Raw genomic sequence first — 20,321 nt, forward strand, 5'->3', positions numbered from 1 at the left:
CGCTTACGAGGATTTGAAAGCGGCAAGAGAGAGTCTGCCTATGATGCTTGACGGAATGGTAATCAAAGTAGATTCATTTGCCTTGCAAGAGGAGCTAGGCTTTGTCACGCGAGAGCCTCGTTGGGCCGTCGCGCACAAATACCCGGCGCAAGAGCAGTTGACGCAAGTGGAGGCGATTGACATTCAGGTGGGTCGGACGGGCAAACTCACGCCCGTGGCACGCCTGAAGCCTGTGTTTGTGGGTGGCGTGACGGTCACGAACGCAACCTTGCACAACCTCTTTGAGTTGCGTCGCAAGCGGGTGCGCGTGGGCGATACCGTGATTGTTCGGCGTGCCGGCGACGTCATCCCCGAGGTGGTCGGCGTGGTTGCTGGCGAGCGTTTGTCTTACGTGCCGAACTTCGCGATGCCGACATCGTGCCCGGTCTGTGGCAGCGACGTCGTTAGAGAGCGTGGCGAAGTGGACCACCGCTGTACGGGTGGCTTGTACTGTGCCGCCCAGCGCAAGCAGGCCTTGCTGCACTTTGCGCAACGCCGCGCGATGGACATCGAGGGGCTGGGTGACAAGCTGGTGGACCAGTTGGTCGATGCAGGCTTGGTGCGCACCTTGCCTGAGTTGTACAAGATGGGCCTGACCAAGCTTGCCGCACTGGATCGCATGGCAGATAAAAGCGCACAGAACCTGCTAGCCGCACTGGAAAAGAGCAAAGCCGCGACGTTGCCCAGATTCCTGTTCGGTCTGGGTATCCGGCACGTGGGTGAGGCCACGGCAAAGGACCTTGCCCGCCACTTCGGTCAAATGGATCGAATCATGGACGCCAGCATCGAACAGTTGCTGGCGGTGCGAGATGTGGGGCCCGTGGTCGCACACAGCATTCGAACCTTCTTTGACCAGCCCCATAACCGTGAGGTGGTGGAGCAACTGCGTGCCGCGGGTGTGACATGGCCTGAACACGAGCCTTTGGCCGAAAGCGATTCATCTACCTTGCCTTTGGCTGGCAAGACCTTGGTGCTGACCGGAACCCTGCCCAGCCTTTCACGAGATGAAGCCAAGGCGATGATCGAGAATGCTGGCGGCAAGGTGTCCGGGTCGGTGTCCAAGAAGACGCACTACGTCGTTGCAGGCGAAGAAGCCGGCAGCAAATTGGAGAAAGCTCAGTCGCTGGGCGTACCAATCCTTGACGAGGCTGGTTTGCGCGAGTTGTTGGCTGCGGCGGTTGCCGACGCTGCCGCTCCCGAGCCTGAATCCCCCTGAGGTCTTTTTCTCGTCCGCCGTTCGCTGGGCTCGGCCTTTTGGCAAAATACGGCCCCCTGAGGAAGTCAAATGTCCATCCCTGAGTCCGCCAACACACCACCACAACCCTTGACCGCCGTGAATGCTGCGATGGTCGAATTTTTGGCGGAAGCACGGGTGCCCACGGCGCACGGCAGCTTCACCATGAAACTGTTCCGTGAGCCTTCGACTGGGCTGGAGCACATTGCCATGGTGATGGGGGATGTGACCGGCAGTGCGCTGGTCCGCGTTCATTCTGAGTGCATGACGGGGGACGTGTTCGGCTCCCTTCGCTGTGATTGCGGCCCACAGCTTGATTTTGCGATGCGCGAAATCGGCAAGAAGGGCAGTGGCGTGGTGGTGTACCTGCGCCAGGAAGGGCGTGGCATCGGCTTGGCCAACAAGCTGCGCGCGTATCAGTTGCAGGATCAAGGCATGGATACGGTCGAGGCGAATCAGCACCTGGGCTTCCCGGCTGATCTGCGCAACTTCGATATCGCCGCGCAGATCTTGTCTCAACTGGGCGTGTCGTCGGTCAAGCTGATGACCAACAATCCACGCAAGGTGAGCACGCTGGAGTCTGCGGGCGTCAAGATTGAAGAACGCGTGCCGGTGCGCAGCGATGTTCAGCCGGAAAACGAGCGCTATCTGGGTACCAAGGCGCGCAAGCTCGGCCATCACATTGATTGGCTGGATTGAACAATGGTGATGCAAAACCTGCCACAAGACGATCCTGAGCAGGACACGCCCGAGCGTCACCAGGTTGCCAAACGAAGCACGCTGGTCAGCGTGGTGGTGAACCTTTTTCTGACGGCGGTGCAGGTGGTTGTGGGTGTGTTGGCGGGGTCGCAGGCCTTGGTGGCCGACGGTATTCACTCGCTGTCAGACCTGATCGCTGACTTTGTGGTGCTGCTGGCCAATCAGCACAGCCGCAAAGAGGCGGACGACGACCATCACTACGGTCACCATCGGTATGAAACCGCCGCTTCCTTTGTGCTTGGCGGCTTGCTGCTGGCCGTTGGCATCGGCATGTTGTGGTCCGCTGTGACACGTTTGTCATCTCCGGAGACCATCGCCGAAGTGAAGCCGGTTGCGCTTTACGTGGCGCTGGTTGCGCTGGCGTCCAAAGAATTGCTGTTCCGCTACATGTTGGCCGCCGCCGAGCGGGTGCGCTCCAGCATGCTGGTGGCCAATGCCTGGCATGCACGTTCCGATGCCGCCTCGTCGCTGGTGGTGGCCGTTGGCATTGTGGGCAATTTGCTGGGCTACCCGCTGCTGGATCCGGTTGCCGCATTGATCGTGGGCTTCATGGTGGCGCACATGGGCTGGGAGTTCGCGTGGGATGCCTTGAACGATCTGATGGATCGTTCAGCATCAGAGGAGCACATTGCGCAAATCCGTGAGGTGCTGCTTGCGGCGCCGGGCGTGCTGGGCGTCCATGATTTGCGCACCCGCAAGATGGGCGACATGATCATGGTGGATGTGCACTTGGAAGTCGACGGCGATTTGTCGGTTCGCGAAGGCCATGACATCGCCGTCAGTGCACGAGAGCGGGTGATGAAACAACTCCCTGTTCTGGATGTGCTGGCTCACTTGGATCCGGTGGATCACCACGACTGAACAATGGCGCGATTGCGGCCCTCGTGCTTGGCGTGATACAGCGCCTCGTCTGCCGCATTGAGCAGCTTTTCAAAGGTCCACTTGGGCGTTGCGACGCAACTGACCACGCCGATGGATGCGGTCACCACGCTTGCTGTGGGTGAGGCCGCGTGCTCGATGTTCAGGTCCTCGACCGCCTGCCCGATTTCGCCTGCCAAAGCGTTGAGTTGATCTGAGTTGAGGCCGGGGAGGGCAGCAATGAACTCTTCGCCACCATAGCGAGCAACCAGGCCACTGTGACGCGTGATGGCCGCACGGATGACGCTGGCCACCCTCTTCAGGCAAGCATCCCCGGCAGGGTGCCCGTAGTGATCGTTGAATTTTTTGAAGTGATCAACGTCTAGCATCAAGACAGCCATACCGCTTCGGTCAAACTGCGCGCGCTGCCACATTTGCTGGGCCTGCTCCTGGAAGTGCCGGCGGTTGTACAGCGTCGTCAGATCATCGACGCGGGACGATTCACGCAGGCGCTCTTGGGCGTCCGACAATTCGTAGATCAAGCCACGCTCACGCTCGGTCATCAGATAGCGGCGACGTTCGTCTCGCTCCAGGACATAGCATGCGGTGAGCGTGAAGGCTGCAGTGGATGTCACCAGCGACATGATGGGAACGATCATGCGTTCCGGAAAGCCCGGCAGCATGAAGACCCCCGCTACGTGAATGGCCGTCAGTGCAAGCGAGTAGACCACGGCATACCAAAAGCGCAAGCGCATCACCACGTTGCCGTACATGATCACCACCATGAACCCGACATGGTAGAGATGGGCGTATGGGCTCACGGTGCTGGACAGGATGAAAGCAAGGCACACCGCCGCTGCCAGGCCTGCGGTCATGCAGACGAGTTCAACCGTCAATGGCGCCACAGACTGGGTGAAAAAGGGGCTGCGCCAAAACAGGTACAAAAGGAGGAGGGCCGTGGGCGTGAAGATACCCACCCGCAATTTGACGGCCAACTCGAAGGCGTCGGGCACCATCAAATAGTCGGCGTACAGAAATCCGTTGAACACCAACAGGGCCAACAGTCCACTGATCAGGAAGTGCTGACGCCGAATCTCGTGTTGTGCTGTCAGAAAGCGCTGCTCCAAGGCCGCAGGGAACAGCAGCCAAGGAAATCCGCTGGACAAGGTGCTGCGCACCAAGGCGACGTGCGCTTGATCTCCTGTGGGCGCTGAGGCAGCCAGTTCGATCTCAGGCATGGATGGCGAGGTGAGGGTCATCACGCGGCCTCGAGTTCAGTCATGCCGTGTGTGTGCACGCGGTTTCTGCCAGCTTGCTTCGCTTTGTAGAGCGCATCGTCAGCCGCGGAGATCAATTGCTGGATGCTCATCGTGCCGTCGGCGGGGCGTGCCGATGCCACACCAATGCTGGCAGTCACCACCGCGTGTGTACTGGACGTTGCATGTAGCAAATTGAGCCCCTCAATGCCCTTGCGCACCCGCTCTGCAGCACCAGCAGCCGTTTTGAGCGGTGTGCCATCCAGCACAGCGATGAATTCCTCCCCACCAAATCTGGCAATCAAGTCGCCAGGACGACGTAGCCGGCGCTTGAGGGCTGCGGCCACTTCTTTCAGGCAAGCGTCGCCAGTCGGGTGACCATAGCGATCGTTGTAGGCCTTGAAATGGTCAACATCGATCATGAGTAGCGAAATCTCCCGGCCGTCTTCGAGCGCAGCCTCCCACAATGCATGGATGTGTTCGTCGAAGTGGCGACGGTTTGCCACATCGGTCAGCATGTCGCTGCGAGACGCATCATGCAGTGCCTGATTGGTTGCCTCCAGATCCTTGAGGAGCAAACGCTCGCGCAGGTGAAGCAGCCAGTTGATGCGAGTGTCCTGCTCCTGGCGATAGGCTCCATAGAGCGTGAAGGCGATGGTGGACACCAACAGCAAGCCGCCCGGAATGATCAACTCGTAAGGCGCGTCTTGAATCAGAAATGCTGCGCAGATGTACAGCCCCAAGATGATGGCGTCCAGAACGGCGGCCTGGTAGAAGCGCATCCGCATGACGGAGTTGGTGAACATCACGATGGATGAGAGGCTCACGACATAGGGCGTTGCATAGGGATCAGAACTCGCAACACACAAAGCGATGGAAATGAACGCTGCGCCACTGCCATGGACGATCAGCAAAACTTCGCGCAGGCTGGGCGATTGAATCCGTGTGAGGACAAACAATCCCACCAACGTGACTGGGGTGTAGATGAAGAGTCGCAGGCGCAGCGCCAACTCAAACTGGTCTGGAATCAACAGCCAGTCGGATACCAGCATCCAGTTGAACATCAGGCAGACCAAAAGTCCGCTGTTGATCATCAACTGCAGTCTGTCGGAGGCCGTGTCTTCCTGGTAATAGGTTTCAAGCTGCGACGGGAAGCGCAGCGTGCGGATGCCGCTGGCCAGCTGGCTGTCGACGAGTTGCGCATCCACCGGCCTGTCTTCGGGCAACTGAGACACTTCAAGCTGAGATGGCACGAACCCCGTGGATTCGTAGTTCAGCAAGCTGGGAGAGACCGAAGACACTACGTACATTAACCGCAACACTCATCGTGTGTAAGTTTCATGACTGTACGAGATGGGGGCGATATTGCGCGCCACGGGAGCTTGTCGCTTTCCCTACATTGACCCACGCTGTCGCGCACATCTGTGCGACACGTCACTGATCAAACGTTTGTTCTTCGTCTTTGCAAGTTGACATAATATACATCGTGGAAAGTATATACATTGAAGAAATCGCGAGGATTGCTCGCGATTTCTTCGCTTGGCTCAGCGGATTCAGAACAGCTGGCGGCTGATCCAATACGCCACACCTGCCACAAAGGCGGATGCGGGAATCGTCAGGATCCACGCCCAGACGATCGTGCCTGCCACGCCCCAGCGCACGGCGCTGGCACGCTGCACGGACCCAACGCCGACGATGGCGCCGGTGATCGTGTGCGTGGTCGACACGGGCACACCCAAGGCTGTGGCAATGAACAGCGTCATGGCGCCACCCGTTTCGGCACAGAAACCACCCACAGGCTTCAGCTTGGTGATCTTCTGGCCCATCGTCTTCACGATGCGCCAGCCGCCAAACATGGTCCCAAAACCGATTGCGGCATAGCAAGCGATGATGGTCCAAGTCGGTGGCGATGTCTCACCGGCCTGTGCGTAGCCCGTTGCAATCAACAGCATCCAGATGATGCCGATGGTCTTCTGTGCATCGTTACCACCGTGGCCCAGGCTGTAAGCACCTGCGGACACCAACTGCAGCCGGCGGAACCATCGGTCGATCTTGGACGGCGCCACGCGGCGGAACAACCAAGCAACCAGCACCATCATCAGCGAGCCGAAGATGTATCCCAGCAGTGGCGACACGAAAATGAACACCACCGTGCGAATGATGCCGGTCGCCATCAGCGCGCCCGTGCCCGCCTTGGCAATGACAGCACCCACGATGCCACCAATCAGCGCGTGCGAAGACGAACTCGGGATCCCGTAGAACCAGGTGATGACGTTCCAGGTGATGGCGCCACTTAAGGCGCCGAAGACCACATAGACGTCAACCACCCCCTTGTCAGCAATGCCCTTGCCCACCGTTGCTGCGACGCTCAAGTGGAAGATGAAGATCGCGACAAAGTTGAAAAACGCTGCAAACACAACGGCTTGTGTGGGGCGCAGCACGCCCGTGGACACCACCGTTGCAATCGAATTGGCCGCGTCGTGGAAGCCGTTCATGAAGTCGAACAGCAAAGCCATCGCCACAAGCAGGACGATGACCCACAGGGCCACCTGCATGGTTCCCATGTGTGCCCCCTGATCAGGAGTTCTCGAGGATCACGCCCTCGATGACCTTGGCCACGTCTTCGCAGCGGTCTGTCACCGTTTCCAGCAACTCGTAGATGGCCTTCAGCTTGATCAGTTCGCGCACATCGGGTTCTTCGCGGAACAGCTTGCTCATGGCAGAGCGCAGCACGCGGTCGGCATCCGATTCCAGCTGGTCGATTTCCTTGCAGGTCTTGAGCGTGGCTTCGGCGGTCTTGGCATCGCCAATGTCGCTCAACAGCGAAACAGCGACCTTCAGGCGCTCACAGCACTTGACGCACAAATCTGTCAGACGATGAATTTCGTCTGTCATGGTGCGCACATCGTACAAAGCCATGGTTTCTGCAGCGTCCTGAATCAGGTCGGCCACATCGTCCATGGTGTTGATCAGCGAGTGAATTTGCTCGCGATCGATGGGCGTGATGAATGTCGTGTGCAGCAGACGGTTGACTTCTTCCGTGATGCGGTCTGCGGCATGTTCGGCGTTATCAACATCCTGGTTGTGCTTGTCGCGCAGGGTGGTGTCGCCGTAGTTCTGTACCAATTCAGCAAATGCCTTGGCCGCAGTCACAACGTGACCAGCGTGCTGGTTGAACAGTTCAAAAAAATTGCCCTCACGGGGCAGCAGCTTTCCAAAAATCATGGATGGTTCTCACGTCTGTTGGTGTCATGGTGCTGACACGCGCTTGGTGTATCCGGGATTTTACCCGCTCAGATGCAAAAAAGCCCGTCTCTTAGGACGGGCTTGCTACATCGAGACTGATGAAAGCGGCAAATTCTGGCGTGATCAGTCGTTGTGATAGCGACGGCTGTCGACTTCCACATCCAGATCGTCCATCAAGTCGTCGCACTGAATGGTCGGGATCAATGGCTTGTCGAGCGGGCGACAGACGCGACGCTGCAAGCGGTTGAGACGCTCGGAGCCTTCCATGGCTTCCAGCACCGCTTGCGGTTCCATCATCAGGGCAAACGGGTTGGCGTACAGACTTTGCTTTTGCATGGGGGCCTCCGGGTTCAAGTGATATGTCCGATGTGATGGCTTCACTGTAGGCTGGAGGCCTGATTACCGGTAGTCGCCGAAAAACCAAACCTCTTGTCAGAAATTGTCTGACACGGTCCGATGGCTGGGTTTGTGTAAACCCTCAGTGCGACTTGACCAGCGAGAACAAAGTCTCAAAGTTTCGCGATGTGATGTCCCCTACTTCTTCGACGCTGACGCCCTTGATCTCGGCCAACTGACGCGCCACGAACGCGACATACGCCGGCGAGTTGGTTTTGCCACGGTGAGGGGCTGGTGCCAGGTAAGGGCTGTCGGTTTCGATCAGACATCGATCCAGTGGGACAAATCGGGCGACTTCTCGCAAGTCTGCGGCATTCTTGAAAGTCAGAATGCCTGAAAAAGAGATGTAAAAGCCCAAATCCAGCGCGGCCCGTGCGACGGCTTCGGTCTCGGTGAAGCAGTGGAAGACGCCCTTTGCTTCGCCCTCACCTTCTTCTTTCAGAATCGCGATGGTGTCGTCACTGGCCATGCGGGTATGAATGACGAGTGGCAATGCTGTTTGCCTGGCCGCACGAATGTGCACGCGAAAACGATCGCGCTGCCAAGCCATCTCTTCAACGGTACGACCTTCCAGTCGGTAGTAGTCCAAGCCGGTCTCGCCAATGCCGACCACTTTGGGCAATGCGGCCAGTGTGACCAGATCGTCGACCGTGGGCTCGGTCACACCTTCGTTGTCTGGGTGGACCCCTACCGTCGCCCAGAAGTTGTCATACCGGGCGGCAAGCGCTTGCACCTGGGGGAACTCCTCCATCGTGGTGCTGATGCACAGCGCACGATCGACATTGGCGGTGCTCATCTCTGCCCGGATCTGATCCAGCGAGTCGGCGTACTGAGGAAAATTGAGATGGCAATGCGAGTCGACGAACATGGGCGCAAAAGGTCAAGGTCAGCAAAGCGCCGATCTTGCCTTAAAGCGTTTGAGTCGGCTTGCTGGAGGAAATGTTGGTGCCGAGAATCTGCTCGATTTTGACGCGCAGCAGTCGCGTTTTTTCATCGGCAGGGAATCGAACGCCCACACCTTGGGTGCGGCCACCCGATGCGTTGGCAGGCGTGATCCAAGCGATCTTGCCCGCTACGGGGTAGCGTTGATTGTCATCGGGCAAAGAGAGCAACAGGTAGATGTCTTCGCCAAGCTTGTAATCCCGCGTTGTGGGCACAAACAAGCCGCCATCCGTGAACGCAGGGATGTAAGCGGCGTACAGCGCGCCCTTTTCTCGAAACACGAGCTGAATGACGCTTGGGCGGCCCGCTGCGCTTGACGCACCCGCGCCAGCAGCGGCTGGCGTCGAACGGCCGGCCCCACTGGGTGCAAATGCTGAAGGTAAAGCAGTGCTTTGGAAATCACTCATCGTTTGGCGAGTGTAACGCCGAGCCTAGGCGCGAAAGCGTGAATTTGCGCTCGAAGCATCGGGGTTTACGAACTGAAACAGCACGCGAATGAGGGGTCAAGCCGCTCGCGCCTTGCTGTTTGCCCGAACGCGCAAGATGGCTCTGGCCTGAAGGAGCAAGGTTTCGATCTTGAGATTTTGGTTCCAAGGATGCTCGGCGTGTCGGCTGAGCTTGCGCAGCTCCTGTGACCAGGTCGTGAGCAAATTCAGCTCAGGTGGCGTGGGCAATGCCGAGGCAGGAAAGTAGCGCGGCTCACTTCCGACCGACACGCGTGCCAGGTCGTGGCAGAGCTTTTGCAATGCGTCCACCACCAGCGGCAAGGGCCACTGAGTGAGTGGTGTGGGCTGGCCTTGTTGAACGGCCTTGGGAAGGCTCAACCAGGCGCTGGCATCCAGTCCGAGTTGGATGTGGTCGCGTGCCGTCAGCGGCTGTCCGCCCGCCGCAGCCAGAATCACCTGTGCGTCGTTCAATGACGGTTTGTCCATTTGTTCAGCCAGCCATTGCGCCGCTGAATCCGTGTCCGGAACGGGAAGTTGCCAAGCCTGACAACGACTGCGAATGGTCGGCAGCAACTCATCCAGGGTGGCGCCGCTCAGCACAAAGCGAACCTGACCAGGAGGCTCCTCCAGCGTCTTGAGCAGCGTATTGGCTGCAATCAGATTCATCCGTTCCGCTGGGTGCAGGACGATGACTTTCGCTCGACCACGGGACGCGGTGTGCTGGGAAAACTGAACCACTGCGCGAACCGATTCAACTTTGATTTCGTTGCTCAGTTTTTTGCTCTTGGCCTCGGACTTTTCTGCTTTTTCAGACACCTCAGCCGACGCAGCCCCCCACCCCAAGGCCGCCTGCAGTGCCTCGGGCAGGATGACCATGAGATCTGGGTGCGAGCCCGCATCGATCAAGTGGCAACTGGGGCATCGCCCACATGCGATCCCCGCGCCTTGGGGCGTTGGGTGTCCCTCGCACAGCCAAGATCGGGCCAGGTGCATGGCAAATTCGAACTGTCCGATGCCCTGCGCGCCATGCAGCAAGACGGCATGATGCGTTGCCAATTGCTGGATGGCTGCAGCGAGCGGCTCTTTGAGCCACGGCCACAGAGGCGTGGTCGCAATGGCTTCACTCATGCCAAGCCCCGTGCCTTCAGTGCTTGCGCAATATCGTGCGCAACCTCGGTCTGTGTTTGATCGGCTGCAATGACGACGAAGCGGCCGGGATCAGCCTCCATGCGTTGCCGGTAGCCAGCCCTCACCCGCTCAAAGAAATCCAGGTCCTGCGCTTCAAACCGATCTGGCTGCCGTGCCTGCGTCAACCGGGCCGCGGCGACCTGTGGCGGCAGATCGAAAAGCAAAGTCAGATCAGGCTGCAACCCCGATTGCACCCAGTCTTCAAGCTGAGTCAGCACCTTCAGGTCAAAGCCTCGGCCACCACCTTGATACGCAAAGGTGGCGTCGGTAAATCGGTCACACAGCACCCATGCGCCACGCGCCAGAGCAGGTTCGATCACTTGCTTGATGTGGTCCCGCCGACCGGCAAAGACCAACAAGGCTTCGGTCAGTGGGTCCATGGCGTCATGCAGGAACAATCCGCGCAGCTTTTCGGCCAGAGCTGTGCCGCCTGGCTCACGGGTTCTGACCACCTCGTGCCCTGCTTCGCGCCAGAGACGTTCCAGTGCATCGATGTGCGTGGTCTTGCCTGCGCCATCAATGCCTTCAAACGAGATGAAACGGCCTGTGCTCATGGGCTCTTTCTAGGATTACGTTGATACAGGTTGACGGCACGATTGTGCTCTGCCAGCGTGGCGCTGAACTCACTGCTGCCGTCCCCCCGGGCGACGAAGTACAGCGCGCGCGAGTCGGCAGGATTGACCGCAGCCAACAGCGCGGCCTTGCCGGGCATGGCGATGGGGGTTGGAGGCAAGCCCTTCCTCGTGTAGGTGTTGAAGGGCGTGTCGGTCAACAAGTCGATCTTGCGAAGATTGCCATCGAACTTCTCACCCAAGCCATAAATCACCGTGGGGTCGGTCTGGAGGGGCATGCCGATGCGCAGTCGATTGTTGAAGACGGCAGAAATCTTGGGGCGATCCGCCTCGGTGCCGGTCTCCTTCTCAACGATGGAGGCCAAGATCAGCGCCTGCTCGGGTGATGCAATTGGCAAATCGGGGCGGCGGCTGGCCCATGCTGTGTCCAGCTGCTTTTGCATGGCGTGCAGCGCACGACGCATGACGGCCAGGTCAGAGGTGCCTTTGGTGTACGCATAGGTGTCCGGGTAAAAGCGCCCTTCGGCCGGAACGCCCGCCATGCCCAACTCGGTCATGATGGCTTGATCCGTCATGCTGGTGGTGTCGTGCTTGAGCCCATCGGCCTTGTTCAACTCTTCCCTGAACCGGAGGAATGTCCAGCCATCGATCAACTTGACGAACGAGAGGCTTTCATCGCCTCGAACCATCATGCGGAGCAAATCGCGAGGCGTGGCGCCCGAGGTGATTTCATAGCCGCCGGCCTTGATCTGACGAGACTGCCCAGACAGCTTGAACCATTGGTAGAGCAACCAGGGCTCAGTCTGTACGCCTGCATCGACCCAGTCCCTCGCAATTTCCTTGGGGGTACTGCCGGCTTCTACCGTCAGATCCACTGAAGGGGATTTCAGTGCCAAGGGGCTGTTGACCCACCACCAGCAAGACGACGCCAAAAGAATGGCTGCGATCGCCACGACGGCGAGCAGGCTCATCAGGCCGAAGCCGTGTAGCCGAGTTGGTGGCGGGGAGAACCGTGGTGGAGTGATGTATGGCATGTCGACCGTGATGATAATGATCGGATGAGCGAGATCCATCTTCCCGATACAAAGTCATGGGGCGGCGCCCTGCTTCTCTCCCATTTGGGTGTGATCGAAGCGACAGGCCCCGACACTGCCACGTTTCTACACGGTCAATTCAGCCAAGACATCAATGGTCTGGGTGCGAACGAGGCACGCTTGGCCGCATTTTGCTCGGCCAAGGGCCGCATGCAGGCCAGTTTGATCGTGCTTCGGCCTCAGCCTGAGCAATGTTATTTGCTGACAGATGCTGGCTTGGTGCCCAATCTGACCAAGCGCCTGTCGATGTTTGTATTGCGTGCCAAAACGCGTTTGTCGGACCAAAGTGCCAGCATCAAGGTCATGGGTCTCGCCGGCCAAGCCTTGCTTGCGCATTTTCCGGCCGTGGCTGACGCCGACGTGTGGGCTTGCGTGGCCTTGGATCAAGCATGGGTGATCCGTTTGCCGGATGTGCAGGGTGTTGCGCGTGCACTGTGGCTGGGTGCTGAAAGCGCCTCTCAGGCGGCGCTGTCGGAGATGCCCGCCATGTCGCCCGATCAGTGGCTGTGGCTGGAAGTCATGAGTGGTCTGCCCAGAATCGAGCCTGCCACGGTGGATCAGTTTGTGCCCCAGATGATCAATTTTGAGCTGATCGGCGGGGTGAACTTCCGAAAGGGATGCTATCCGGGCCAGGAGGTGGTGGCGCGCAGCCAGTACCGTGGCACCACCAAGCGCCGAGCGTTCATCGCACATGTCGCTGGTCAGGCTGCGACGGGGCAAGAGATTTTTGCTCAGGAAGACCCCAGTCAGCCCGCTGGGCTGGTCATCAATGCCGTGCCCATGCCGGGGCAGCCGAGCGTTTGTTCAGCGTTGATTGAATTGAAATTGGCCGCTCGCGTGCACACTTTGCACCTTGGCTCGGTTGACGGACCACGACTGCAGCTTGACGCGGTACCCTACCCCGTCCCGTTTGACGAGGCTGCTTAAGGGTTTATGGCCAACCACCGGTCACTGTTCATCTATTACCGTGTCGACGCCGACAAGGTTGTGCCCGCGCATCAGGCCGTTGCTCGCGTGCAGCATGCGCTGCAGCGCAGCGTGCCGGGTTTGCAGGCACGTTTGATGCGCCGAAGTGACGGCGTACAGGCCGGCGTGACCACCCAGACCTGGATGGAGGTGTACGAGCATCCGCAAGGCATTGACCCGGTCTGGATGCAGTTGCTTCAAGAACAGGTGGCCTGTCTGCCTGCGGGTCTATTGGGTGAACGTCACTGTGAGACGTTTGAAGACATGCCGGCGCTTGAGTTTGACGCGCCCAGATAAAGATCAACCATGTGTCTGGTATCTCTGGCGCTTGACCAAAGCAGCCGCTTCCCGTTTGTTCTGGCCTCGAATCGCGATGAGTTTTTCGAGCGCCCTGCCGCACGCCTCGGGTGGTGGGAGCCCGAGCATGGCGGTGCGCCCATCTTGGGCGGACGTGATCTGCATGCGGGCGGAACGTGGTTGGGGCTGACGGCGCAAGGGCGGCTGGGTTTGGTGACCAATATCCGAAACCCGAAGGACGTGGACCCGGCGGCCCCTTCTCGTGGTGACATCGTGCCGCTTTGGTTGCGCGGAGACCGTCACATGTCTCAGCTGTGGCCTCAACTCGCGCTGTCGGGCTACAACGGCTTCAACATGCTGGCCGTGGACTTTCTGACGGGGGAATGTTTCTGGCTCAACAACCGCCGCGTCCATCCTGAGCGTCTGCAAAAGGGCGTGTATGGGCTGTCGAATGCCGAACTCAACACGCCATGGCCTAAGGTGAGTCGACTCAAGTCGGCCATGAAGTCAGCCATCTCGCAGGCTGATGACAGCGAGGATTTGGCCAATCGGTTGTTGACCGCACTGGCGGACCCTGCGGTCGCACACGATGCCGAATTGCCGGAAACAGGGGTGCCATTGGCGCTGGAGCGTGCATTGTCAGCTCCGTTCATCCGAACGGCAGACAACCGATATGGGACTCGCTGTTCCACCGTGGTGGTCACGGAGCGGGTGAACAAGCGCCTGGTCACCCATGTGCTCGAGCGAACTTACAGCGCGAGCTCCAGCTTGGCGCTGATGCGCCGCGTGACTTTGAAGAACTGGCCACCCCGCCACACCATGGGCATGGCCGATGTGGCGAAGATTCAGGCCACGTTACCCGTGCCGCCGTCCAGCCGGGCGACGGATGAGGCATTTGAGAGTTCTGAAGTGCAAGAGCAAGACAACCACGCGCTCAGCGAGGTGTCGGCCATCAAGCGCACGCGTGCACGAAGCCTGATCAAGTCATCGTGAGCCGCAAGCTCATGTGTTGATGAGGAATGCCCACTTCGTCAAACACAGGGCCGTCTGCGGTGAATCCGCAGCGTTCATACAGCGCTTTGGCCTGAACCTGAGCGTGTAGCGACAGTGCTGTGATGCCCATGGCCTGGGCCTCTGCCAAAAGCTGTTCCAGCATCAAGCGCCCTACGCCTTCACCGCGAAGCGGTTTCATGACCGCCATGCGGCCAATGCGCGCGTGACCAGCGGGTTCGTTCGCGTAGATCAAGCGCGCGGTGCCGATGGGCTGCATGGCTTGGTCAAACGCCACGACATGCAGCGCATGAAGGTCATCGTCGTCCCACTCCTCGGACTCCGGGATGCATTGTTCTTCGACGAAGACAGCTACGCGCACAAGTCGTGCGACTGGCGCCAGGTCATCCCATGTGCCGGTTCGTAGGGTTGGCATGCTGTGCTGCGCTAAGTGGTTGGCCCAAAAGCTTAGCGCAGGCAGTCCATCACCGGGTCAGCGCAGTTCTCGACGCAGAATTTTGCCAACGGGTGTCTTGGGCAATTCTTCGTTGCGGAACTCCACGATGCGAGGGATCTTGTAGCCGGTGAGCCCCTTGCGGCAGTGTTCCAGCACGGCTTCCTTGGTCAAGCCGGGGTTGCGCGGCACGATGATGACTTTCACGCGCTCGCCAGCGACCTGATCGGGCACGCCGACCGCCGCGACTTCCTTCACATCGGGATGCATGGCAATCACGTCCTCGATTTCGTTCGGGTAGACGTTGAAGCCCGACACGAGAATCATGTCCTTCTTGCGATCCACGATTTTCAGGAAGCCCTTTTCGTCCATCACGGCAATGTCACCGGTGGCAAGCCAGCCCTCGGCATCGATCACCTTGGCGGTTTCTTCGGGGCGCTTCCAATAGCCCTTCATGACCTGAGGGCCGCGCACACACAGTTCGCCGGGCTCGCCAATGTCAGCCCACGAGCCGTCGTCACGACGACAGCGAACTTCGGTCGATGGGACGGGAACACCAATGCTGCCAGTAAAGGCTGGGCCGGGGTTGTGAATGTCAACCGGCGCTTGCGTGACGATGGGCGAGCACTCGGTCAGGCCATAGCCCTCCACGATGGAGTTGCCCGTGACCTCCTTCCATCGCTCGGCGATGTTGCGTTGCAGGGCCATGCCCCCGGCAACCGCCAATTTCAGGTTGGAGAAATCGCGCTTGCGGAAGTCCGGATCGTCCAGGAATGATGCGTAAAGCGTGTTGACGCAGGTGATGCCGCTGAAGTTCTCGTTTTTGAGAATCATCATCACGCGCTTGGTGTCGCGCGGATTGGCAATCAGGATGTTGCGACCGCCAAGCGCCATGAAGATCAGGCAATTCACCGTCAATGAGAAGATGTGATACAGCGGCAGCGGCGTGACCACGGTCTCTGTGTCACCGGTCAACTGACCTTCGGCAAACGCCAACGCTTGCTGGCAGTTGGCCAGGACGTTGCGGTGCGTGAGCATGGCGCCCTTGGCCACGCCGGTGGTGCCGCCGGTGTATTGCAGGAACGCGAGGTCTTCGGGCTGAACGTCGGGTCGGCGAACCTGGAAGCGTGCACCAGACTTCAATGCGTCACGAATCCAGATCGCGCCGGGCAGCTTGTAAGGTGGCACCATTTTCTGAACCTTGCGGATGGCAAAGTTCAGTGCACGCCCCTTCAGATTGAGCAAGCCGTCAGACAACAAATCGCCGATTTGCGTGAGCACGATGCGCTTGAGCTGCGTTCCCGCCATGGCTTCTTGCAACGTGCACGCAAAGTTTTCCATCACGATGATGGTTTCTGCACCGCTGTCTTTGAGTTGGTGGTTCAACTCTCGGGCGGTATACAGCGGGTTGACGTTGACCACCACCGCGCCGATGCGCAAGATGGCAAACAAGCACACTGGGTACTGAAAGGTGTTGGGCAGCATGATGGCGACGCGGTCGCCCTTCTTGATGCCCTGCCCTTGCAGCCAGCCGGCAAATGCGTTGACGAGACGATCCAGTCGGTCGTAGCTCATCTCCGTGCCAATGCTCACGAAGCCCGGCCGCTCGCGATACTTCGCAATGCATTCGTCAAAGTATTGCCCCAAAGAACGGTACTTGTTGACGTCAATGTCGTGCGCCACCCCGGCCACATACGACGACAACCAGATCCGATTGGTCGAGCCATCCGGGTTGACGATGGATTGGCCATCCTGTGGGGCCACAACTGCTGCTGAAACGCTCATGCCTGTCTCCTCTTGTCATTGGGCTAATCGGGGCGGTCAGCGCTCCACAATTGCGACGACACCTTGACCACCCGCCGCGCAGATCGAGATCAGGCCGCGACCCGAGCCCTTCTGCGACAGCATCTTGGCCAGCGACGCCACGATGCGCCCACCTGTTGCCGCGAAGGGGTGACCAGCGGCCAGCGAACTGCCATTGACGTTGAGCTTGCTGCGGTCAATGGAACCCAGCGGCTTGTCCAGGCCCAGTCGCTCTTTGCAGAACTTGGGGTCTTCCCATGCCTTGAGTGTGCACAGGACTTGCGCTGCGAATGCTTCGTGGATTTCGTAGAAATCGAAGTCCTGCAGAGTGAGGCCTGCACGTTGCAGCATGCGCGGCACGGCGTAGGCGGGGGCCATCAGCAGCCCTTCCTTCTTGTTGAAGAAGTCAACTGCGGCCACTTCGCTGAAGGTCAGATATGCCAGCACGGGCAGGTTGCGGGCCTTGGCCCATTCTTCGCTGGCCAACAACGCCACCGAGGCCCCGTCGGTCAGTGGGGTGGAGTTGCCGGGGGTCAAGGTGCCTTGACCGGGCGCCACTTTTTTGTCGAAGCACGGCTTCAAGGAGCGCAGCTTTTCAATGGTCAGGCCGTCGCGCAGGTTGTTGTCCTTGCTCACCCCTTGGAATGGCGTCATCAAATCCGCAAAGAAGCCATCCTTGTACGCGCGTGCCATGTTGGCGTGGCTCGCACAAGCCAATTGGTCCTGATCTTCACGGCTGATGCCCCATTCACGCGCCATCAATTCAGCGTGTTCACCCATTGAAAAGCCGGTACGCGGCTCACCATTGCGAGGAATGGCTGGCTTGATCAGCATGCTGGGGCGAATCTTGGACATGACCTTGAGCTGCGCGACCGTGCCCTTGGCGCGATTGGCTTCCATCAGGATCTTGCGCATCTTTTCGTTGATGCCGATGGGGGCATCGGACGTGGTGTCCACGCCGCCTGCGATGCCGCATTCGATGTGACCCAGTGCAATCTTGTTGGCCACCAGCATGGCCGCTTCGAGCCCCGTGCCGCAGGCCTGTTGAAGGTCGAATGCCGGTGTTTCGGGTGCCAGCGTGGTCGACAAAACGCATTCGCGGACGAGGTTGAAGTCTCGCGAGTGCTTCATCACTGCGCCGGCGGCGACGTCGCCCATGCGCTCGCCATGGAGGTTGAACCGATCAACCAGGCCTTGCAAGGCGGCCGTCAGCATTTCCTGATTGGATGCTTTGGCGTAAACGGTGTTGGAGCGCGCAAATGGAATGCGGTTACCGCCAATGATGGCGACGCGACGAACGGTGTTCATGTTGGGGTCCCTTTGAATCAATCGGTAATCAGTTGGTTGCAGTGGCGCGTGGACGCTCAATACGTTGCACGCCCTTTGAGGTGCGGCTTGTCACCCTTGGCGTTGCGGACTTCGAAGACGGCGCCTCGGTCGGTTCGGTTGGCCCATAGCGAAGCGCGGGCGGGCAGGAAAAGCGGCGTTTTGAACTCCACCGCAATTTCTGCCTCGTTGACCGCCTCTCGGGGCATCAGCGTGGCCAGTGCGCGAGCCTTGGTCCACATCCCATGAGCGATGGCGCGGTTGAATCCCAGAAACTTGGCAGTGAAGCTCGACAAGTGGATGGGGTTGATGTCACCGGACACCCTGCCGTAGCGCCGACCAATGCCCGCATCGGCATAGAAATCGGCTTGCCTGGCAACCGGTGCGTCGTCCTGAATGGCGCTGACGTACGGTTGGCCCACAGGCTGGCGGATGCCGGTTCGCAACAAGGTCCAAGTGCTTTCCCAGACCAGTACACCGGCCCGCAAGGCTCTGGCGTGCAAGGTGAAGACTTGCCCCTTGTCATGTTTGTAGAGTTGGCCCGTTTGCACCTCGATGCGCAGCACATCGCCGATGTGCAATCGATGGTGTTGTTTGGCCTGATTGGCCAAGTGGACGATGCCCATCGCTGGCCAAGGAAAGTCCGCTGAGCCAAACAGCATCATGGCCAAAGGAAATGCCTCCAGATGCGGGAACAGCATGGACACGCCATGGGCCGGACAAAAGCCGCACACCTTGGCGTACGATGCAACCTTGTGTGCATCGACCACGACTTCCGGCCTGACATACATGACATCCGGGAGCGCCGTGACCACACCAGGGCGCTTGCTGCTGGCCCGCAAAGCGCCGAAATTCAGCGCGATGGGGCTGGGCAGGCGTCTAACCTCAACGACTTTCATGGGGTACCGCCTTTGTCTGTTGGGGGTCAGGCGCCGATCAGGCTTTGACCACAAACGCGGATCACGTTGGAGGTCAGACCGCTGGATGCTGGGCTGGCAAACCAGGCGATGGCCTCGGCGACATCCACTGGCTGCCCGCCTTGACTCATGGAATTCATGCGGCGCCCTGCTTCACGGATGGCAAACGGGATGGCTGCGGTCATCTGTGTTTCGATGAAGCCGGGGGCCACGGCGTTGATCGTGATGCCTTGCTCGGCAAAGATCGGCGCGCTGCTTTGAACCATGCCGATCACGCCGGCCTTGGAGACGGCATAGTTGGTCTGCCCCATGTTGCCTGCAATGCCGGAAATGGACGACACGCAGACGATGCGGCCACCTTGTTTGAGTGCGCCAGAACTCACCATGGCTTCGTTGATGCGTTCCTGGGTGGACAGGTTGATGTTCACCACCATCTGCCACAGGTGCTCTTTCATGTTGGCGATGGTCTTGTCGCGGGTGATTCCGGCGTTGTGGACGATGACATCCCATCCGCCGTCGGCCTTGGCAGCCTCCACCAACTTCTGAGGCGCATCGGCCGCACCGATGTCCAGCGCCAAGCTCTTGCCACCCAGCTTCTTGGCGACTTCGTTGAGCCCGTCCAAGGCCTGCGGCACGTCGAGACAGATCACCTGGGCGCCGTCGCGAGCCATCACTTCTGCGATGGCCGCACCAATGCCCCGCGACGCGCCGGTGACCAGCACCTTCTTGCCGGACAGTGGCAGGTTCCAATCAAGGGGGGCGGTCAGTTGCCCAACAGGTTTGCCAACACGAATGACTTGTGCCGACACATAGGCCGAGCGCGGCGACAACAAGAAGCGCAAGGTGGACTCGATGTTGTCCTCGGCGCCTTCAGCCACGTACACCAACTGTGCGTTGCTGCCCTTTTTCAGTTCTTTGCCAAGTGAGCGCGTCAGCCCCTCCAGCGAACGCTGGACGGTCGCCTTGCGGGGCGAGTCACACGCTTCGGGCGGACGCCCCAGAACAATGATGCGGCCGCATGGCAAAAGCGAGCGAGCGGCGTCATGGAAGAACCAGTACAGCGCGTCAGACTGGGTGCTGTCTGCCAACCCGGTGGCATCGAAGACCAGTGCTTTGACCTTTTCACCGGCTTGACCGTTGCCGCCCCATCGGCCTGTTGTCAGCCCGGCTTGGTTCGCCACAGCGACCCACTGGGGCAGACGTTCATGAGCAAGGGTCTGTGCACCCATGCGCTTGAACAGGGTCGCGAGACTGCCCAGCAGTTCAGGGGCGCCACCGCCACCCACCAGCACCGCCCCTTGAATCACGGGCTGGCCTGGCTGATAGCGCTCCAGGTTCAAAGGATTGGGAAGGCCCAGTGCATTGATCAGCTTGGCACCCAAGGCGGAGTTGGCGAAGTCCAGATAACCGTCTTTCATCGGATCACTCGTCGTACAAATGGCCCGCCCCGGCACGTCGCCGTTGCATCTGGCCTGGTTGCGATCGGATGCAGGCCCTGCCCGCATCACAGGGGAACGAATCAGTTGCGTCGCGGTGTG

Annotated in this window: 21 protein-coding genes; 6 read left to right on the forward strand and 15 right to left on the reverse strand. The window is 59.5% G+C overall.

Annotated features, from left to right (window positions below):
- The 3 genes from ligA to ACMV18_RS02470 form a co-directional block, all read left to right on the forward strand.
- Nucleotides 1-1,255, forward strand: a 1,255-nt coding sequence (gene ligA / locus ACMV18_RS02460; protein WP_420816555.1) for an NAD-dependent DNA ligase LigA, incomplete at its 5' end; no start/stop codon positions are given.
- A 129-nt stretch (nucleotides 1,256-1,384) separates the two neighbouring features.
- Entirely contained in the window at nucleotides 1,385-1,972 is a 588-nt protein-coding gene (gene ribA, locus ACMV18_RS02465) for a GTP cyclohydrolase II (RefSeq protein ID WP_420816570.1), read from the forward strand.
- Nucleotides 1,973-1,981: 9 nt separating this feature from the next.
- Nucleotides 1,982-2,893 (forward strand): cation diffusion facilitator family transporter, encoded by a 912-nt coding sequence (locus ACMV18_RS02470; protein ID WP_420816571.1) that lies wholly within the window; start codon nucleotides 1,982-1,984, stop codon nucleotides 2,891-2,893.
- On the opposite strand, the gene ACMV18_RS02475 is transcribed toward ACMV18_RS02470, so the two are convergent.
- From ACMV18_RS02475 to mltG, 10 genes are all read right to left on the reverse strand, one after another.
- Nucleotides 2,881-4,149 (reverse strand): GGDEF domain-containing protein, encoded by a 1,269-nt coding sequence (locus ACMV18_RS02475; protein WP_420816556.1) that lies wholly within the window; start codon nucleotides 4,147-4,149, stop codon nucleotides 2,881-2,883. The genes ACMV18_RS02470 and ACMV18_RS02475 overlap by 13 nt on opposite strands.
- A complete protein-coding gene (locus ACMV18_RS02480; protein ID WP_420816557.1) occupies nucleotides 4,149-5,456 on the reverse strand; it encodes a diguanylate cyclase in 1,308 nt (435 codons plus the stop codon). Before ACMV18_RS02480 ends, ACMV18_RS02475 begins: the two co-directional genes overlap by 1 nt.
- Nucleotides 5,457-5,699: 243 nt before the next feature.
- Nucleotides 5,700-6,710 (reverse strand): inorganic phosphate transporter, encoded by a 1,011-nt coding sequence (locus ACMV18_RS02485; protein WP_420816558.1) that lies wholly within the window; start codon nucleotides 6,708-6,710, stop codon nucleotides 5,700-5,702.
- 13 nt (nucleotides 6,711-6,723) lie between these two features.
- Entirely contained in the window at nucleotides 6,724-7,371 is a 648-nt protein-coding gene (locus ACMV18_RS02490) for a DUF47 domain-containing protein (RefSeq protein ID WP_374256047.1), read from the reverse strand.
- Nucleotides 7,372-7,515: 144 nt separating this feature from the next.
- Nucleotides 7,516-7,728 (reverse strand): hypothetical protein, encoded by a 213-nt coding sequence (locus ACMV18_RS02495; RefSeq protein ID WP_374256046.1) that lies wholly within the window; start codon nucleotides 7,726-7,728, stop codon nucleotides 7,516-7,518.
- 142 nt (nucleotides 7,729-7,870) lie between these two features.
- The gene (locus ACMV18_RS02500; RefSeq protein ID WP_374256045.1) at nucleotides 7,871-8,656 is read right to left on the reverse strand and encodes a TatD family hydrolase; all 786 of its coding nucleotides are present in this window, start codon (nucleotides 8,654-8,656) and stop codon (nucleotides 7,871-7,873) included.
- Between the two features lie 40 nt (nucleotides 8,657-8,696).
- On the reverse strand, nucleotides 8,697-9,137 hold the full coding sequence (locus ACMV18_RS02505) for a PilZ domain-containing protein (RefSeq protein WP_374256044.1): 441 nt from the start codon (nucleotides 9,135-9,137) through the stop codon (nucleotides 8,697-8,699).
- A gap of 96 nt (nucleotides 9,138-9,233) precedes the next feature.
- Complete coding sequence (holB, locus tag ACMV18_RS02510) at nucleotides 9,234-10,304, reverse strand: DNA polymerase III subunit delta' (RefSeq protein WP_420816559.1); 1,071 nt, start codon at nucleotides 10,302-10,304, stop codon at nucleotides 9,234-9,236.
- Nucleotides 10,301-10,918, reverse strand: a complete 618-nt coding sequence (gene tmk, locus ACMV18_RS02515) for a dTMP kinase (protein WP_420816560.1) — start codon at nucleotides 10,916-10,918, stop codon at nucleotides 10,301-10,303. The genes holB and tmk overlap by 4 nt, the downstream gene beginning before the upstream one ends.
- Complete coding sequence (mltG, locus tag ACMV18_RS02520; protein WP_420816561.1) at nucleotides 10,915-11,907, reverse strand: endolytic transglycosylase MltG; 993 nt, start codon at nucleotides 11,905-11,907, stop codon at nucleotides 10,915-10,917. The genes tmk and mltG overlap by 4 nt, the downstream gene beginning before the upstream one ends.
- 87 nt (nucleotides 11,908-11,994) lie before the next feature.
- Here mltG and ACMV18_RS02525 point away from each other — a divergent pair, with 87 nt between their 5' ends.
- From ACMV18_RS02525 to ACMV18_RS02535, 3 genes are read left to right on the forward strand one after another with little or no spacing between them, the layout of a single operon-like run.
- Nucleotides 11,995-12,957, forward strand: coding sequence for a YgfZ/GcvT domain-containing protein (locus ACMV18_RS02525; protein WP_420816562.1), 963 nt, complete (start codon nucleotides 11,995-11,997; stop codon nucleotides 12,955-12,957).
- Between the two features lie 6 nt (nucleotides 12,958-12,963).
- Entirely contained in the window at nucleotides 12,964-13,293 is a 330-nt protein-coding gene (locus ACMV18_RS02530) for a DUF4936 family protein (RefSeq protein WP_420816563.1), read from the forward strand.
- 9 nt (nucleotides 13,294-13,302) lie between these two features.
- Entirely contained in the window at nucleotides 13,303-14,286 is a 984-nt protein-coding gene (locus tag ACMV18_RS02535; RefSeq protein ID WP_420816564.1) for an NRDE family protein, read from the forward strand.
- Here ACMV18_RS02535 and ACMV18_RS02540 read toward each other — a convergent pair.
- From ACMV18_RS02540 to ACMV18_RS02560, 5 genes are read right to left on the reverse strand one after another with little or no spacing between them, the layout of a single operon-like run.
- Nucleotides 14,273-14,719, reverse strand: a complete 447-nt coding sequence (locus tag ACMV18_RS02540; protein WP_420816565.1) for a GNAT family N-acetyltransferase — start codon at nucleotides 14,717-14,719, stop codon at nucleotides 14,273-14,275. The two genes, ACMV18_RS02535 and ACMV18_RS02540, sit on opposite strands and share 14 nt — an antisense overlap.
- Before the next feature lie 57 nt (nucleotides 14,720-14,776).
- Nucleotides 14,777-16,522 carry an AMP-binding protein gene (locus tag ACMV18_RS02545; RefSeq protein WP_420816566.1) on the reverse strand — a complete coding sequence of 582 codons (1,746 nt, stop codon included), beginning with the start codon at nucleotides 16,520-16,522 and terminating at the stop codon, nucleotides 14,777-14,779.
- Nucleotides 16,523-16,558: 36 nt separating this feature from the next.
- Entirely contained in the window at nucleotides 16,559-17,848 is a 1,290-nt protein-coding gene (locus tag ACMV18_RS02550) for an acetyl-CoA C-acetyltransferase (RefSeq protein ID WP_420816567.1), read from the reverse strand.
- A gap of 56 nt (nucleotides 17,849-17,904) precedes the next feature.
- Nucleotides 17,905-18,765 carry a MaoC family dehydratase gene (locus tag ACMV18_RS02555; RefSeq protein WP_420816568.1) on the reverse strand — a complete coding sequence of 287 codons (861 nt, stop codon included), beginning with the start codon at nucleotides 18,763-18,765 and terminating at the stop codon, nucleotides 17,905-17,907.
- Nucleotides 18,766-18,791: 26 nt separating this feature from the next.
- Entirely contained in the window at nucleotides 18,792-20,201 is a 1,410-nt protein-coding gene (locus ACMV18_RS02560) for a 3-oxoacyl-ACP reductase (protein ID WP_420816569.1), read from the reverse strand.
- Nucleotides 20,202-20,321: the final 120 nt, after the last annotated feature.

It is taken from the genome of Aquabacterium sp. (assembly GCF_048860245.1).
Taxonomy (GTDB): domain Bacteria; phylum Pseudomonadota; class Gammaproteobacteria; order Burkholderiales; family Burkholderiaceae_C; genus Aquabacterium.